This window comes from Brevundimonas guildfordensis (assembly GCF_014836405.1).
Lineage (GTDB): Bacteria > Pseudomonadota > Alphaproteobacteria > Caulobacterales > Caulobacteraceae > Brevundimonas > Brevundimonas guildfordensis.
The window spans coordinates 1,398,533-1,412,440 of sequence record NZ_JACSQU010000001.1 but is presented as its reverse complement, the minus strand read 5'-3'; the positions used below and the strand labels follow the sequence as shown (position 1 = coordinate 1,412,440).

13 protein-coding genes are annotated in these 13,908 nt (G+C 67.9%); 8 read left to right on the top strand and 5 right to left on the bottom strand.

Going from position 1 to position 13,908, the window contains the following annotated elements; translation table 11 throughout:
• Position 1: 1 nt before the first annotated feature.
• A complete protein-coding gene (locus H9656_RS06860; RefSeq protein WP_191743422.1) occupies positions 2 to 940 on the bottom strand; it encodes an alpha/beta hydrolase in 939 nt (312 codons plus the stop codon).
• Positions 941 to 1,075: 135 nt separating this feature from the next.
• Here H9656_RS06860 and H9656_RS06855 point away from each other — a divergent pair, with 135 nt between their 5' ends.
• A complete protein-coding gene (locus tag H9656_RS06855; RefSeq protein WP_191743421.1) occupies positions 1,076 to 1,834 on the top strand; it encodes a 3-oxoacyl-ACP reductase in 759 nt (252 codons plus the stop codon).
• Between the two features lie 38 nt (positions 1,835 to 1,872).
• The gene (locus tag H9656_RS06850) at positions 1,873 to 2,622 is read left to right on the top strand and encodes an SDR family NAD(P)-dependent oxidoreductase (RefSeq protein ID WP_191743420.1); all 750 of its coding nucleotides are present in this window, start codon (positions 1,873 to 1,875) and stop codon (positions 2,620 to 2,622) included.
• A 61-nt stretch (positions 2,623 to 2,683) separates the two neighbouring features.
• Here the strand turns inward: H9656_RS06850 and H9656_RS06845 are convergent, their stop codons facing one another.
• Together H9656_RS06845 and H9656_RS06840 are read right to left on the bottom strand one after the other, a co-directional pair.
• On the bottom strand, positions 2,684 to 3,481 hold the full coding sequence (locus H9656_RS06845; protein ID WP_191743419.1) for an SDR family NAD(P)-dependent oxidoreductase: 798 nt from the start codon (positions 3,479 to 3,481) through the stop codon (positions 2,684 to 2,686).
• Between the two features lie 13 nt (positions 3,482 to 3,494).
• Positions 3,495 to 4,448, bottom strand: coding sequence for an aldo/keto reductase (locus H9656_RS06840; RefSeq protein WP_191743418.1), 954 nt, complete (start codon positions 4,446 to 4,448; stop codon positions 3,495 to 3,497).
• A 111-nt stretch (positions 4,449 to 4,559) separates the two neighbouring features.
• On the opposite strand from H9656_RS06840, the gene H9656_RS06835 reads away from it, so the two are divergent.
• The 6 genes from H9656_RS06835 (at position 4,560) to H9656_RS06810 (ending at position 11,561) form a co-directional block, all read left to right on the top strand.
• Positions 4,560 to 5,450: a LysR family transcriptional regulator gene (locus tag H9656_RS06835; protein WP_191743417.1), complete on the top strand. Its 891-nt coding sequence runs from the start codon at positions 4,560 to 4,562 to the stop codon at positions 5,448 to 5,450.
• A 77-nt stretch (positions 5,451 to 5,527) separates the two neighbouring features.
• Positions 5,528 to 6,385 (top strand): 4,5-DOPA-extradiol-dioxygenase, encoded by an 858-nt coding sequence (gene ygiD / locus H9656_RS06830; RefSeq protein WP_191743416.1) that lies wholly within the window; start codon positions 5,528 to 5,530, stop codon positions 6,383 to 6,385.
• On the top strand, positions 6,324 to 7,295 hold the full coding sequence (locus tag H9656_RS06825) for a TonB-dependent receptor domain-containing protein (RefSeq protein WP_225212254.1): 972 nt from the start codon (positions 6,324 to 6,326) through the stop codon (positions 7,293 to 7,295). The genes ygiD and H9656_RS06825 overlap by 62 nt, the downstream gene beginning before the upstream one ends.
• Before the next feature lie 429 nt (positions 7,296 to 7,724).
• Positions 7,725 to 8,735, top strand: a complete 1,011-nt coding sequence (gene dusA / locus H9656_RS06820; RefSeq protein ID WP_191743414.1) for a tRNA dihydrouridine(20/20a) synthase DusA — start codon at positions 7,725 to 7,727, stop codon at positions 8,733 to 8,735.
• A gap of 86 nt (positions 8,736 to 8,821) precedes the next feature.
• Complete coding sequence (locus tag H9656_RS06815) at positions 8,822 to 9,643, top strand: sulfite exporter TauE/SafE family protein (protein WP_191743413.1); 822 nt, start codon at positions 8,822 to 8,824, stop codon at positions 9,641 to 9,643.
• Between the two features lie 94 nt (positions 9,644 to 9,737).
• Positions 9,738 to 11,561: a methyl-accepting chemotaxis protein gene (locus H9656_RS06810; protein ID WP_191743412.1), complete on the top strand. Its 1,824-nt coding sequence runs from the start codon at positions 9,738 to 9,740 to the stop codon at positions 11,559 to 11,561.
• Positions 11,562 to 11,611: 50 nt separating this feature from the next.
• Here H9656_RS06810 and metB read toward each other — a convergent pair whose 3' ends face one another.
• Complete coding sequence (gene metB, locus H9656_RS06805; protein WP_191743411.1) at positions 11,612 to 12,790, bottom strand: cystathionine gamma-synthase; 1,179 nt, start codon at positions 12,788 to 12,790, stop codon at positions 11,612 to 11,614.
• The gene (metX, locus tag H9656_RS06800) at positions 12,787 to 13,836 is read right to left on the bottom strand and encodes a homoserine O-succinyltransferase MetX (RefSeq protein ID WP_191743410.1); all 1,050 of its coding nucleotides are present in this window, start codon (positions 13,834 to 13,836) and stop codon (positions 12,787 to 12,789) included. The genes metB and metX overlap by 4 nt, the downstream gene beginning before the upstream one ends.
• Positions 13,837 to 13,908 lie beyond the last annotated feature (72 nt).

Here is a 13,908-nt window from a genome sequence, read left to right as displayed (position 1 = left end):
TCTAGCGCGGTTTCAGCATGAACTCCGCCACCGCCTCGACCACGCCAGGCGCCAGCGGCAAGGCCGGGTCCATATAGGTCGCGACATTGGCGGCGCGGTCGGCGGGCGCGACCTTCAGGACGTGGTTCACCCCGTCCCAGATCACCAGCTCGGCGCGCGGCTGGCCGGCCTTCAGCGCCTCGGCGTCGGCCGCCGTCACCTGAATGTCCGTCGCGCCCTGGCCGATGAAGACCGGGCCGTCATAGGCGGCCGCCAGCTTCGCCGGATCCAGCGTCAGCCACGAGATCAGGTAGGGCTGGACCGAAGGCCGGAACAGCGCCGCCAGCGATGCAGGCGGGTTGGCGACCGTGCGGCCCGCCTCGAGTTCCTCAACCACGGCGTAGGCCTCGGCCTTCAGCGGTTCAGGCAGGGCGGCCAGTTGTTCGCGCAGAACCACGCCCGCCGGACGCCCGGCGCCGGACAGCAGCACCAGGCCGCAGACCTTGTCGTCGCCGTCTTTATCGGGATTGGCGGCGACAGCGGCTAGGGCGACCAGCGCGCCCTCGCTATGGCCGATCAGCCAGGCGCAGGGGCGGCCCGCCTTCGCCGCCGCCTCGGCCGCCCAGGCGCGGGCGTCTTCGGCATAGGTCGAGAAGCGCAGGTCGGCTTCGGAGGGACCGGCGGCGGCGCTCTCGCCGATGCCGCGCTTGTCAATGCGGATGCTGGCGACACCCCGCTCGGCCAGGCCTTCAGCCAGCAAGCGATAGGTCGCCGCCTTGATGCCGAACTGCGGGCTGTTGCCGTCGCGATCCGTCGGGCCTGAGCCGGGAATGATGACGGCGGCGGCGTGCGTCTGGCCCTCGGGCGTCAGCAGGACTCCGTGGAGCGGCGCAGGCGTCGAAGGCAGTTCGACCGGCACGGAGATCGGCGAGAGCACGAGGGCGGCGGCGAGGGTCAGCATGGCGGTCTCCTTAGCTGAGGTCGATTAACGTGGAGGCCAGGGGCAAATGCAACCGCTGTTCTTCCATGCCTGTCTGGCCTTCCTCACAGGCGCGGCCTATGGCTGAGCCCGGTTCATTAATTGCGAGTTGTTCTCATGGAAATCCGCGATCAGATCGTTCTCATCACCGGCGGGGCGCGCGGCGTGGGCGCGGCGGCGGCGCGGGCTTTTGCGGGGCAGGGCGCGCGGGTGGCGATCAACTGGCGCAGCAGCGGAGAACGCGCCGAGGCGCTGGCGGCCGAACTTGGCGAGCGCGCCTTCGCCGTTCAGGCTGACGTGACCGACCGCGCGGCGGTCGACGCCATGGTCGCCAGGGTCGAGGCCCATTTCGCCGGGGCGGTGACCACGGTGGTCAACAATGCGCTGGATTACAGCTTCAACGGCGACGCCCGGGCACAGATGGCGGACATCCCGTGGGAAGACATGGAGCGCCAGTTCACGACCGTGATCCGCGGCGCCCTGAACGTCATCCAAGCAACGGCGTCGGGCATGGCGGCTCAGAAGTTCGGCCGGGTCGTCAACATCGGCACCAACCTGTTCCAGAATCCGGTCGTGCCCTATCACGACTATACCGCCGCCAAGGCCGCCCTGCTTAGCCTGACGCGCACGGCGGCGGGCGATCTGGGACCGTCGGGGATCACCGTCAACATGATCTCGGGCGGCCTGCTGCGCACGACCGACGCCAGCGCGGCGACGCCCGAGGCGGTGTTCGACCTGATCGCCAGCATGACGCCGCTGCGCTCTGTCACCACGCCGGAAGAGTTCGCAGACGCCGCCCTGTTCTTCGCCTCGCCATGGAGCCGGGCGGTCACGGGGCAGAATCTGGTGGTCGACGGCGGGCTGGTGCGGGATTAAGTCGGCCCGACAGTAAAGCCTCAGCCAGGACGGACATCATGAGCGGCGTCATTCTGATCACCGGAGCCACCTCGGGCATCGGCCGGGCGGCGGCGCGCCGCTTCGCCGGCGCAGGCTGGAAGGTGATCGCCACGGGCCGCCGCCAGGAACGTCTGGACGCACTGGTCGCCGAACTGGGCGCGGATCGGGTCCACGCTGCGCCCTTCGACATGCGGGACGAAGCCGCCATCGACGCCGCCCTGGACGCGCTTCCCGAGGGCTTCCGCGACATCGACGTGCTGATCAACAACGCCGGCCTGGCGCTGGGGACGGCGACGGCGCAGGAGGCGGACCTGGCCCAGTGGCGCCAGATGATCGACACCAACATCACTGGTCTGGTGACGCTGACGCACCGTCTGTTGCCGCGTCTGATTGCGCGCAAGGGCGCGATCCTGAACATCAGTTCGGTGGCCGCGACCTATCCGTACAAGGGCGGCAACGCCTATGGCGGCACCAAGGCCTTCGTGCGCCAGTTCTCGCTGGGCCTGCGATCTGACCTGCACGGGACGGGGGTGCGCGTCACCTCCATCGAGCCGGGCATTGCCGAGACGGAGTTCACCCTGGTCCGCACCGGGGGCGACCAGGCGGCGTCGGACACGCTCTACGGCGGGGCGGCGCCGATGACCGGCGAGGACATCGCCGAGACCCTGTTCTGGGTCGCGACCCTGCCGCCGCACCTCAACATCAATGCGCTGGAGCTGATGCCGGTCAGCCAATCCTTCGCCGGCTTCCAGGTCGCCCGCGCCTAACCGCGTTTCAGCCTTTCGCCGGTCGGTGGCTACGCGTCAGCCTCGCCGGTTGACCGCTTGATCAGCCGGCAGGGCTTTCGACGATGCCCCCTTCGACGCGAAGCGCCGCGCCGGTCGTGGCGCTGGATAGAGGCGAGGCGACATAGACGCACAGGTTCGCCACCTCTTCCGGCTCGGCGAAGCGGCGGATCAGGGTCGATGGGCGGTTTTCAGCCAGGAAGCGGGCCTCTATCTGGTCCGCCGGGATTCCTCCGTCCCGCGCCAGGTCGGCCAGGAAGGCGCGGGCGCTTTCGGTCCGCGTCGGGCCGGGCAGCACAGCGTTGGCGGTGACCCCTGTGCCGGCCAGGGCCTTGGCGTAACCGCGCGACAGGGCCTGCAGCGCCGCCTTGGACACGCCGTAATGGACCATCTCGACCGGGATGTTCTGCGCCGACTCGCTGGAGACGAAGATCAGTCGGCCCCAACCCTTGGCCTTCATGATCGGCGCATAATGGCGCGACAGTCGGGCGGCGGTGGTGACGTTGACGTTGAAGACGTGCTCCCAGTCCGCGTCCTCCAGATCGAACACCGGCTTGGCGTCGTAGATGCCGAGGTTGTTGACCAGGATGTCCGCTTCCGGAACGGCGGCGATCATGGTCGCCGAGCCTTCGGCCGTCGACAGGTCAGCGGCGACGCCGGTGACCCGCGGCGAGGGCAGGGCGGCGTTGAGCGCGGCGACGACCTTGTCGACCGCCGCCTGGGTGCGGCCGCTGACCGTCACCTGGGCCCCGGCTTCGGCCAAACCCTTGGCGATGGCGAAACCGATGCCGGCGGTCGAGCCGGTGACAACCGCGCGTTTGCCTTCAAGATTGATCTGCATGGTCACGTCTCCTTCAGGCCGCGCTGGCCTGATCGAGCCGGGTGATGTCCCCGGCGGTCAGGGTGATCTGGGTCGAACGGATCAGGCCATCCAGCTGTTCAAGGCTGGTGGCGCTGGCGATCGGGGCGGTGACGCCTTCGCGGGCGATCAACCAGGCCAGGGCGATCTCGGCCGGGGTCGCCTGATGCTCGGCGGCGACCGCGTCCAGAGCGGCGAGAACTCTGAGGCCCCGTTCGTTCAGATATCCGGCCACGCCGCCGCCGCGCGGGCTTTTGCCCAGGTCCGCCTGGCTACGGTATTTGCCGGTCAGGAAGCCGCTGGCCAGGCTGTAATAGGTGATGACGCCCAGGCCTTCGCGCAGCGCCAGATCGCGCAGAGCGCCATCATAACCGTCGCGGTCGTAGAGGTTGTATTGCGGCTGCAGCGCCTCATAGCGGGGCAGGCCGTTGTCAGCGGCCGCCTTCAGCGCCGTCGCCAGTTGTTCGGCCGTATGGTTCGAGGCGCCGATGGCGCGCACCTTGCCGGCCTTGATCAGGCGGTCATAGGCGGACAGCGTTTCCTCGACCGGCGCGACCTCGTCGAAGACGTGCGAGAAATACAGGTCGATGCGATCAGTCTGCAGTCGGCGCAGCGACGCCTCGACCGCTTGCTCGATCCACGCCGCCGACAGGCCCTGGCCGTCGGGCATCTGCATCCCGACCTTGGTGATCAGATTGATCTGGTCGCGATTGCCGCGCGCCTTCATCCATTCGCCGATGATGGCCTCGGATTCGCCGCCGGCGTTGCCCGGGACCCAGGTGGAATAGACATCGGCGGTGTCGATGGTTTCGAAGCCGGCCTCGGCGAACCGGTCAAGAAGGGCGAACGAGCGGGCCTTGTCTGCAGTCCAGCCGAAGACGTTGCCGCCGAACACCAGGGGCGAGAGCGTCAGGCTCGATCCGCCCAAGGCGCGTTTGGTCGTGGTCATCTCGGTGCCTCTCAAAACTGGGGGTCGATGCTCGGATGAAGATGTAATCCGATTGATGTGCGGCTTTAATGGCTGTTTCATTGGATGATTGACAACGCTGGGTATTCAATCATGGATCGCCTGACCAGCATGCAGGTCTTCGTGCGCGTCGCCGAACTCGGCTCCTTCGTTGCAGCGGCGACGGAACTGGGGGTGTCGCCCGCCATGGTGGCGAAACATATCCGCGCCCTGGAGGAGCGGCTTCAGGTCACCCTGATCCGGCGCACCACAAGGCGCCAAAGCCTGACCGACATTGGGGTGGCGTACCTCGATCGCTGCCGCAGCATCCTGTCCGAGGTCGAGGCGGCTGAAAACCTGGCGGCCGAGAGCCAGGGCGCTCCGCGCGGTCTGTTGCGGGTCAATGCGCCGGTGACTTTCGGCAGCACCAGCCTGGCCGAGGCCCTGCCGGACTATCTGCGGGCTCATCCCGAGGTGGCGGTCGAGCTGACCATTTCTGACCGGATGGTGGATCTGGTCGATGAGGGCTACGACGCGGTGATCCGCATCGGCGAGTTGTCGGACACGTCCCTGCGCGCCCGGGCGATCCGGCCCTATGAGATGGCTCTGTGCGCCGCGCCCGCTTATCTGGTCCAGCGAAGGGCGCCGCAGAGGCCGGCCGATCTGGTCAAGCACGACTGTCTTGGTTTCGCCCACTGGATGCCGCGCGACCAGTGGGTGTTCCACGGCCCTGACGGCGAGGTCGAGGCGGTCGAGGTGCACGGCCCCTTGACCGCCGACATGGGCCACGCCCTGCGCATGGCGGCGTTGGGCGGGCTGGGCGTCATCCTGCAGCCGCGCATCCTGCTGGACGCGGACATAGCCGCTGGACGGCTGGTTCCTCTGCTGCCCGATTGGACCCACGCCGCGCGGCCGATGCATGTCCTGACCGCGCCCGACCGTCGCCGCACTCAGAAACTGAGCAGCTTCGTCGACTTCATCGCGCGGCGGTTCCCGGCGGCCTGACAGGATGGGGTCGTGCGGCCCTTTCCCTGGGGGGCGTCTCGGTCCTATCCTCCTGGTCCTCGCCATGGAGACGCGTCATGAAAAGTCCGGCCCTGTTCATCGGTCACGGCAGCCCCATGAACACCCTCGAGGAGAACCGTTACACTCAGGCGTGGCGCGATCTGGGGAGCACGCTGGAGCGTCCAAAAGCCATACTGATGGTGTCCGCCCACTGGTTCTTCGGCGCTACGGCGGTGACCGCCATGGCCCGGCCGCGCACCATCCATGACTTCTACGGCTTTCCGCAGGCGCTCTTCGATTTCGACTATCCCGCGCCAGGCGCGCCTGATCTGGCCGGCGAGATCGTCGAGGCGGTCAAGCCGCAATGGGTCGGCCTGGATCGCGACCAGTGGGGCTTTGATCATGGCGCGTGGAGCGTCCTGGCGCACCTCTATCCCGAAGCCGACATTCCGGTTGTGCAACTGTCGATCAATGCGCTCAAGCCGCTTGATTATCACCTGGAGCTGGCCGCCCGCCTGGGGACGTTGCGCGACCGCGGCGTGATGATCATCGGCAGCGGCAATGTCGTGCACAATCTGCACCAGGTGCGCTGGGATCAGCCCGAGGCCGGCTTCGACTGGGCCCAGCGGTTCGACGAGGCGGCGATCGAGCAGATGGCGCAGGCGCCGGAGGATATCCTGAAGCTGACGGAACATCCCGACTACGACCTGGCCGTGCCGACACCCGATCACTTCATTCCGCTGCTCTATACGGCCGGGGTCGCGGCGGCCGGGGAGGGGCGGGCCCAGACCCTGGTTCACGGCTACAGCATGGGGTCGCTTTCCATGACCTGCTACGGCGTGGGTTGCGGCGTCGCTCCAGACGCACTGACCGATGGCGGAGCTCCGGCGGCCGGCATCCCCGCGACCACGCCTCCTGAGCAGGCCAATATCTGAGGGCGAGGCCAACGTTCAGCAAGGCGGCGTCTGGGGCCTGGTTCAGGTCTCGGACAGCAATCTCCAGGCCTTCCCCAGCGTGCACCTGAACTGGGACCTGAACGACGAGATGAAGCTGCGCCTGTCGGCCAACACCGGCGCCGCGCGGCCTGACTATCGCGACCTGCGCCCTAACTTCTCGATCAGCGACACCAGCGAAAGCATCAGCGGCGGCAACCCCGCCGCCGGTCCTGAAAAGGCGATCGGCCTGGACGCCTATTTCGAATGGTACCGTCCCGATGGCAGCTTCCTGTCGATCGGGGCCTATTACAAGGACCTGAGCGACGTCCTGTTCGACGTGCGGCTGCCGCGCTTTGGTCGGGACATTCTGAACACGCCCGACGTCGACCGGTCTGAGTACGCCTTCTCGACCGTCGACAATGGCGGCGAGGGCTTCATCCGCGGCCTGGAGTTCTCGGTCGCCCAGACAATGGACGCCTATGTCGAACCCCTGAGCCTTCCGGACTGGGTCGGTGGTTTTGGCGCGCGGGCCAATCTGACGCTGAACGAGTCGGAGGCGACGACGCCGGACGGACGCACGGTCGGCCTGCCGGGCGCGTCGGACGTGATCTACAACCTGGCCCTGTCCTATGAACGATACGGGTTCTCGTCGCGGATCAGCTGGCAGCACCGCTCGGAGTGGCTCGAGGCCGTGGGCGGCGGCGACATCCTGGGCGACAGCTTCTGGGACGAGGTCGGCCGGTTGGACTTTAAGGCGAGCTATGCCTTCAACGACAACGCCGAGATCTACTTCAACGCCAACAACCTGCTGAACGAGGCCGGTATCCGCTATCAGGGCGAAGCCGATCGCGTGTCCGAGTACGAGACGTTCGGGTCACGCTACATGATCGGGCTGCGCCTCAACTTCTGAGCCAGCTCCGAGGGCCGCCGCTGTCCAAGGGGACGGCGGCGGTCATGACCAACGCGCTTGCCCCAATCAGAGAACGCACGCTGGAATCAGCCGATCTCTCCAATCGGGCGGGAACGGACGTCAGAGCTGGCGCCGTCCTCACCGAAAACGCGAAGCCGGGCTGACTGAGAGGGGGCAGGCGTCTCAGCGCGATCGATCCGCCCCTCGGCTTCGGTGGCCCATCGGCGCGCGTCATCGCGTTTGACGAAGGTCTGGCTTATATAGCGACCCTTTCGTCTCACCTGGACTGGCCACGTTCCTGACGGGAGTTTCAAGTACGTCGCCATCTCGTGCGCGCCCTGTGCGAACCGAGGTGTCGAAATCTCGGAGAAAACGTCGCAAGTTCGAGTGCGCAGGTCGCCTGCCAAACTTTTGATTTTACTGAAAAAAATGTTTATATATCAAGCTCATAGACTGTCCGTGGCGCCCATGATGGACTGGACCGACCGCAATTGTCGGGCGTTCCACCGTGCCCTGAGCACGCGCGCCCTGCTGTATACGGAGATGGTGACGGCGCCGGCGGTGATCCACGGCGATCGCGACCGCCTGCTGGGGTTCGACCAGGTCGAGCATCCGGTGGCGCTGCAACTGGGCGGGTCTGATCCCGTACAACTGGCCGAGGCTGCGAAGATCGGCGAGGCCTACGGCTACGATGAGATCAATCTGAACGTCGGCTGTCCGTCGGACCGGGTGCAGTCGGGCAAGTTCGGCGCCTGCCTGATGCGCGAGCCGGAGCTGGTGGCCGACTGCATGGCGGCGATCAAGGAGGCGGTCAGCGTGCCCGCCACCGTCAAATGCCGCATCGGCGTCGATGACCAGGACCCGCAGGAAAGCCTGTTCGCCACGGTCGACGCCTCGTCGGCGGCGGGGATCACCCATTTCATCGTCCATGCGCGCAAGGCCTGGCTGAAGGGTCTGTCGCCCAAGGAGAACCGCGACGTGCCGCCGCTGGACTATGCCCTGGTGCGCCGGCTGAAGCGCGAGCGTCCGCATCTGACCATCTGCATCAACGGCGGGATCGGCGACCTGGATCAGGCCGAGGCGCATCTCAAGGCCGACGACGGGGTGCAGTTGGACGGCGTGATGCTGGGCCGCGCCGCCTATCATGAACCGGCCCTGATGGGGCAGGTGGACCGCCGCATCTTCGGCGAGACGACGCCGGACGTTGATGTGTTCGAGGCGCTGGAGCGTTATCGCCCCTATATGGCGGGCCGGCTGGACGAAGGCGCCAATCTGGCCAGCATGACCCGGCACATGCTGGGGCTGATGCACGGCCGTGCGGGCGCGCGCGCCTTTCGCCGCATCCTGACGGTCGAGGGCGTGAAGCCCGGCGCGGGGTTGGAGGTGGTGGATCGCGCGGTCGACGCCGTGCGAGAGGCCGAGGCGCGCAAGGCGGCCTGATCCTCTGCCGCTCATCACGGCCTCAGTCGGCTTAAGCGGACGAAATGGGGCTGACGCTGGCGGGCCGGGCCGCTAAGCGAAGGCGCATGACTCTCCCCCTGTCTGAACTCGCCCTGATGCTCGCCGCGCTCGTTGGAGCCGGGGCCATCGCCGGGGTGATCGGCGGTCTGTTCGGCGTGGGCGGGGGGACGGTGCTGGTGCCGGCCCTTTTCTACGCCTTCTCGGTGCTGGGCGTGGGCGGCGAGAGCAATCTGCATGTCGCCATCGGCACGTCGCTTCTGACCATTGTCGCCACCTCGCTGAGATCGCTGGCGACGCACCGGGCGCATGGGGCGGTGGACGAACAGGTGCTGAAGACCTGGACGCCGTGGGTGGCGTTCGGCGGCCTGGTCGGCGCCGCCGTGGCAGGCGTCACCTCCATGGAGGGGCTGGCGGTCGTCTATGGCGTCTGTCTGTTGCTGGTGTCGGCGCAGATGGGACTGATGCCCGAGCGTTTCACGCTGAGGAAAGACCTGCCGACAGGCTGGGGGCGGCGCGGCGTCGGCACGACGATAGGCCTGCTGTCGGCCATGATGGGCGTAGGCGGCGGCAGCTTCGGCGGTATGACGATGACCCTGTGCGGGCGGCCGATTCATCAGGCCGTGGCGACGGCCTCGGGGTTCGGTCTGGCTATCGGCGCCGCGGCGGCGCTGGGGTTCGCCTTCTTCGGATGGGACGCGCCGGGACGCCCGCCGCTGTCTCTGGGCTATGTCAACGTGCCGGCGGCGGTGATCATGGGGCTGCTGACGGCGCTGACCGCCCCCTATGGCGCGCGGCTGGCGCACCGGTTGGACCGCAAGATTTTGCGCCGGGCCTTCGCAGTCTATCTCCTGTGCACCGCGCTGTCGGTGGTGCTGAAGGCTCTGTGACCGCGACTAAGTAGATGCCCGGAGGGGGGCGCTAACACTTTGTCGAACAAGCGCGGGCTATGGGCGAGGCTGAACCTCCCCCGAGTCTGAAGTCATGTTGCAGAACCTGTCGGTCCCCAAGAAGCTTATCCTGTCCTTCATGGCGGTGATCGCCGCATGCGGCGCGGCGACCCTGATCGTTCTGTGGTGTGTCGCCTCTCTGCAGCGCGCCGACGCGGCGGACATGACCTCGCGCGAGGTGATGAAGGCATCTGACCGCCTGATGGCCGCCGCCGTCGAGCAGCAGAACGCCATGCGAGGCTATGTCGCCAGCCGCGATCCCAGCTTCATCGACCGCTACAATCAGGGCGGCGCAGAGGTGAAGGCGCGCATGGCGGACCTGGCCGCGTCCGACGTCCACGGCGCTTACGCCGCCGAACAACAGGCCCTGCTGGGCGCCTCTGCCGCGTTCGAGAAGAGCGCCGGCGAGGTGATGGCTCTGGCGGGCGAGCCCGCGACCTACACCCTGGCGTTGACGCAGGTCGCCTCGGCGGCGCGTCTTTCGGACATTCGAGCGGCCGTAGCCTCGATCCAGAAGCAGGAAGCCGTGCTGGCCGAAGACCGGGCCAAAGCCAAGGCCTTCGCCTTCACCGAGGCCTATGTCGCCTTCGCGATCGGCGGGGTTCTGGCGCTCGGCATCGCCGTGGGCGCGGCTCTGTGGCTGATCGGCGCCCTCAGCCGCCCGGTCGAAACCATGACCCGCGCCATGACCCGCCTGGCCGGCGGCGACCTGAACGTCGCCGTCCCGGCGGCCGGCCGCCGCGACGAGATCGGTCGCATGGCCGATGCGGTCCTGACCTTCAAGCGCAACGCCGAAGAGAAGGCGCGGCTGGAAGCCGAGGCCGAGACGGCGCGCCTCGCCGCTGATGCTGAACGCGAGGCGCAGGCCGAACGCGATGCGGAGGCCGCTCGACAGCAGGCCCGCGTGGTCGATGGCGTGGCCAAGGGGCTGGACCGACTGTCGCACGGGCAGCTGGCCTTCCGTCTCAACGATCCGTTTGCGCCGGCATACGAAGGTCTGCGCGCCGATTTCAACGCGGCGATGGATAAGCTGCAAGGGGTGATGCGCGTGATCGTGGAGCGCGCCGCCGCCATCGGCGCCAGCGCCCGCGAGATTTCACAGGCGTCTGATGATCTGTCGCGCCGCACCGAACAGCAGGCCGCCAGCCTGGAAGAGACCGCGGCCGCCCTTGAGCAGATCACCGCCACCGTGGCGCGCTCGGCGGAGGGCGCGAACGAGGCGGGCGGCGTCGTGCGCGGCGCGCAGTCCGAGGCGGTCGAAGGACAGGTCGTGGTCGGCCGCGCCATCGCCGCCATGGGCGCCATCGAACAGTCTTCGAGCCAGATCAGCGCCATCATCGGCGTGATCGACGAGATCGCCTTTCAGACCAATCTCCTGGCTCTGAACGCGGCCGTCGAGGCGGCGCGAGCGGGCGACGCCGGGCGCGGCTTCGCGGTCGTCGCTTCGGAGGTGCGGGCCCTGGCGTTGCGTTCGGCCGCTGCGGCCAAGGAGATCAAGACGCTGATTTCGGAATCCGGTCGCCAGGTGGGCGCGGGCGTGGCCCTCGTCGGCGACACCGGTCAGGCCCTGGAGCGCATCGCCGATCAGATCAAACGCCTGACCCTCATCGCCGAAGAGATCGCGGCCTCGTCGCAGGAGCAGTCAACCGGCCTGCAACAGGTCAATATCGCTGTGACACAGATGGATCAGGTGACGCAGCAAAACGCGGCCATGGTCGAGCAATCGACCGCCGCCAGCCACGCGTTGGCGTCCGACGCGGTCGAGCTGGATCGCTTGATGGGGCAGTTCGCCCTGGACGACGCGCGCGACCTCGATGCGCGCGGGCGGCTGGAAGCCTTGGCGCGGGCGGTGGCCTAGAGCGCGGGTTCTCTCCCTCTCCGCCAAGGGGAGGGAGACGCGTCTTTCGATCAGGCGGCCGCCTTCAGCGTCACCGCGTCTAGCGCCCGGGTCAGATCGGCCAGGATGTCGTCCTGATGCTCCAGCCCGACCGACAGGCGCAGCAGGCCGTCGGTGATGCCGGCGGTCACTCGGGCTTCCGGCGTCATGGCGGCGTGGGTCATGGTGGCCGGGTGGGCGATCAGGCTTTCGACGCCGCCCAGAGATTCGGCCAGGGTGAAGATCTCCAACTGCTCGATCACCTGGCGCACGGCCTCGGTCCCGCCGGTCAGCTCGAAGCTGAGCATGGCGCCCGGCCCGGACTGCTGACGCGCGGCCAGGGCGTGGCCGGGGTGGCTGGGCAGGCCCGGATAGTGGACCGCCTTGACTGCGGGGTGCTGTTCCAGCGCTGCGGCCACGGCGCCCGCCGTCGCCTGCTGACGCTCGATGCGGGTGAACAGGGTCCGCAGCCCCCGCAGCGTCTGATAGGCGTCGAACGGCGAGCCGGTGACGCCCAGGCAGTTGGCCCACCAGGCCAGCTGTTCGTGATCGGCCGGATCGGCCGCGATCACCGCCCCGCCGACCACGTCGGAATGGCCGTTGATGTATTTGGTGGTCGAGTGGACCACGATGTCGGCGCCCAGCTCCAACGGCCGTTGCAGGGCCGGCGACAGGAAGGTGTTGTCGCACACGACCTTGGCCCCCACGGCGTGGGCGCGGCGACAGACATCGGCGATGTCGGTGACGCGCAGCAGGGGGTTGGACGGGGTCTCCACCAGCACCAGCCTGCACCCGTCAGCCAGGGCGGCGTCGAGGGCGGCGCTGTCGTTCTGATCGACGAAGGCGACGCGGAAATGGCCCTTCCTGGCCCGGGCGGACAGCAGGCGGTGGGTGCCGCCGTAGCAGTCGTGCGGAGCGATCAGCAGGTCGCCCGGCTCCAGCAGGCTGAGCGGCAGGTCGACCGCCGCCATGCCGGTGGCGGTGACCACGGCCCCGGCGCCGCCTTCCAACTCGGCCAGCGTCTCGGCCAGCACGTCGCGGGTCGGATTGCCCGAGCGCGAATAGTCGTATTTGCGCGGCTGGCCGAAGGCGGCGAAGGAATAGTTGGACGACAGATAAAGGGCCGGCATGACCGCGCCGTGGGCCGTGTCCGTATCGACGCCCGAGCGGGCGGCGATGGTGCGGGGATCGGCGGGACGGGCGCGGCTCATTGTTCGATGTCCTTCAGTACGGAAGTCAGGATGTCGCCGACCAGCACGTCTTCCTTGAGGAAGGCGTCGTGGCCGTAGACGGAAGCGTGTTGTTCGAAGCGCCAGAGGTTAGGCAGGCGGTCGGCCAGTTCCCTCATGTCGTCGATGGGGCACAGGCGGTCGGTGGTGAAGCCGACCAGGGTGACGGGGGCGGTGATCGCCTCCGGCTCGACGCGGTGGCGGTCGATGGAGTCCGACAGCGTCAGCCAGCGTGAAGGGGTGGTGCGGTCGCGATAGGCCCGGCCGCGCGAGGTCAGATAGTCGCACACCGGATAGGCCTGGCCGGCATGGCTGGGGGCCTCGAAATCGAAACGGTCGCCGAACTCTTCCTGGGTGCGATAGGTGGTCATGGCCAGTTCGCGCGCCAGGCTGACGGCCTGATCGATGCGGCCGGTTTCCAGGCCCAGTTGCAGGATGCGGCGTTGAATGCCGCGCCAGGCGGTGGCCAGCGGGTGAGGGCGGTGAGCGGCGGACACCACCACCAACTGCTCGGCCCAGTCGGGGAAAAGCTCGCCGAAGGCCAGGGCGATCATGCCGCCATAGGAACAGCCGATAAAGGCGGCGACCTTGTCGACGCCCAGATGGTCCAGAAGGTGGGCTAGCAGCCGCGCCTGGTCCTGAGTAGTGATGGTCAAAGGAGCTTTGGGTTCCGTCACGCCGTCGCCGAATTCCGGCGCAAAATCAAAGGCCAGAACGCGAAAGCGGGTCAGGTCGATCGGTGCGCGCACGCCCACGGCGCCGGACCACCAGCCCAGGCCCTTGGTCTCGGTGCGGTGCACGTAGCGGTCGGCGGAAATGCCGCCCGCGACCACGATCAGGGGAGCGCCGGGCTTGCCGTGCAGGCGGCCGATGACCCGCCTCTGCGTCAGGCAGCCGCCGAAATCCAGCTCGAAGCCGTCCGGGATCGGAACCACGACGTCATGGGCGCCGTCGCGTTGCAGCAGTTCGGACCGACGGCGCACGGGCGCTTCAGCGGGGACGGCGGGGTTGATCAGGGCCAGGCTCATGGGTCTCGGTCACTCAGCAGATACGGCTCGCCAAGGAACCCATGCAGTGACAGACCTGTGGCGCGTCGCCTC

Excerpts from the sequence above, each read along its gene's own strand:
- H9656_RS06860 (WP_191743422.1), bottom strand. The coding sequence starts at position 940 with ATGCTGACCCTCGCCGCCGCCCTCGTGCTCTCGCCGATCTCCGTGCCG.
- H9656_RS06855 (WP_191743421.1), top strand. The coding sequence starts at position 1,076 with ATGGAAATCCGCGATCAGATCGTTCTCATCACCGGCGGGGCGCGCGGC.
- H9656_RS06850 (WP_191743420.1), top strand. The coding sequence starts at position 1,873 with ATGAGCGGCGTCATTCTGATCACCGGAGCCACCTCGGGCATCGGCCGG.
- H9656_RS06845 (WP_191743419.1), bottom strand. The coding sequence starts at position 3,481 with ATGCAGATCAATCTTGAAGGCAAACGCGCGGTTGTCACCGGCTCGACC.
- H9656_RS06840 (WP_191743418.1), bottom strand. The coding sequence starts at position 4,448 with ATGACCACGACCAAACGCGCCTTGGGCGGATCGAGCCTGACGCTCTCG.
- H9656_RS06835 (WP_191743417.1), top strand. The coding sequence starts at position 4,560 with ATGGATCGCCTGACCAGCATGCAGGTCTTCGTGCGCGTCGCCGAACTC.
- ygiD (WP_191743416.1), top strand. The coding sequence starts at position 5,528 with ATGAAAAGTCCGGCCCTGTTCATCGGTCACGGCAGCCCCATGAACACC.
- H9656_RS06825 (WP_225212254.1), top strand. The coding sequence starts at position 6,324 with ATGGCGGAGCTCCGGCGGCCGGCATCCCCGCGACCACGCCTCCTGAGC.
- dusA (WP_191743414.1), top strand. The coding sequence starts at position 7,725 with ATGTTTATATATCAAGCTCATAGACTGTCCGTGGCGCCCATGATGGAC.
- H9656_RS06815 (WP_191743413.1), top strand. The coding sequence starts at position 8,822 with ATGACTCTCCCCCTGTCTGAACTCGCCCTGATGCTCGCCGCGCTCGTT.
- H9656_RS06810 (WP_191743412.1), top strand. The coding sequence starts at position 9,738 with ATGTTGCAGAACCTGTCGGTCCCCAAGAAGCTTATCCTGTCCTTCATG.
- metB (WP_191743411.1), bottom strand. The coding sequence starts at position 12,790 with ATGAGCCGCGCCCGTCCCGCCGATCCCCGCACCATCGCCGCCCGCTCG.
- metX (WP_191743410.1), bottom strand. The coding sequence starts at position 13,836 with ATGAGCCTGGCCCTGATCAACCCCGCCGTCCCCGCTGAAGCGCCCGTG.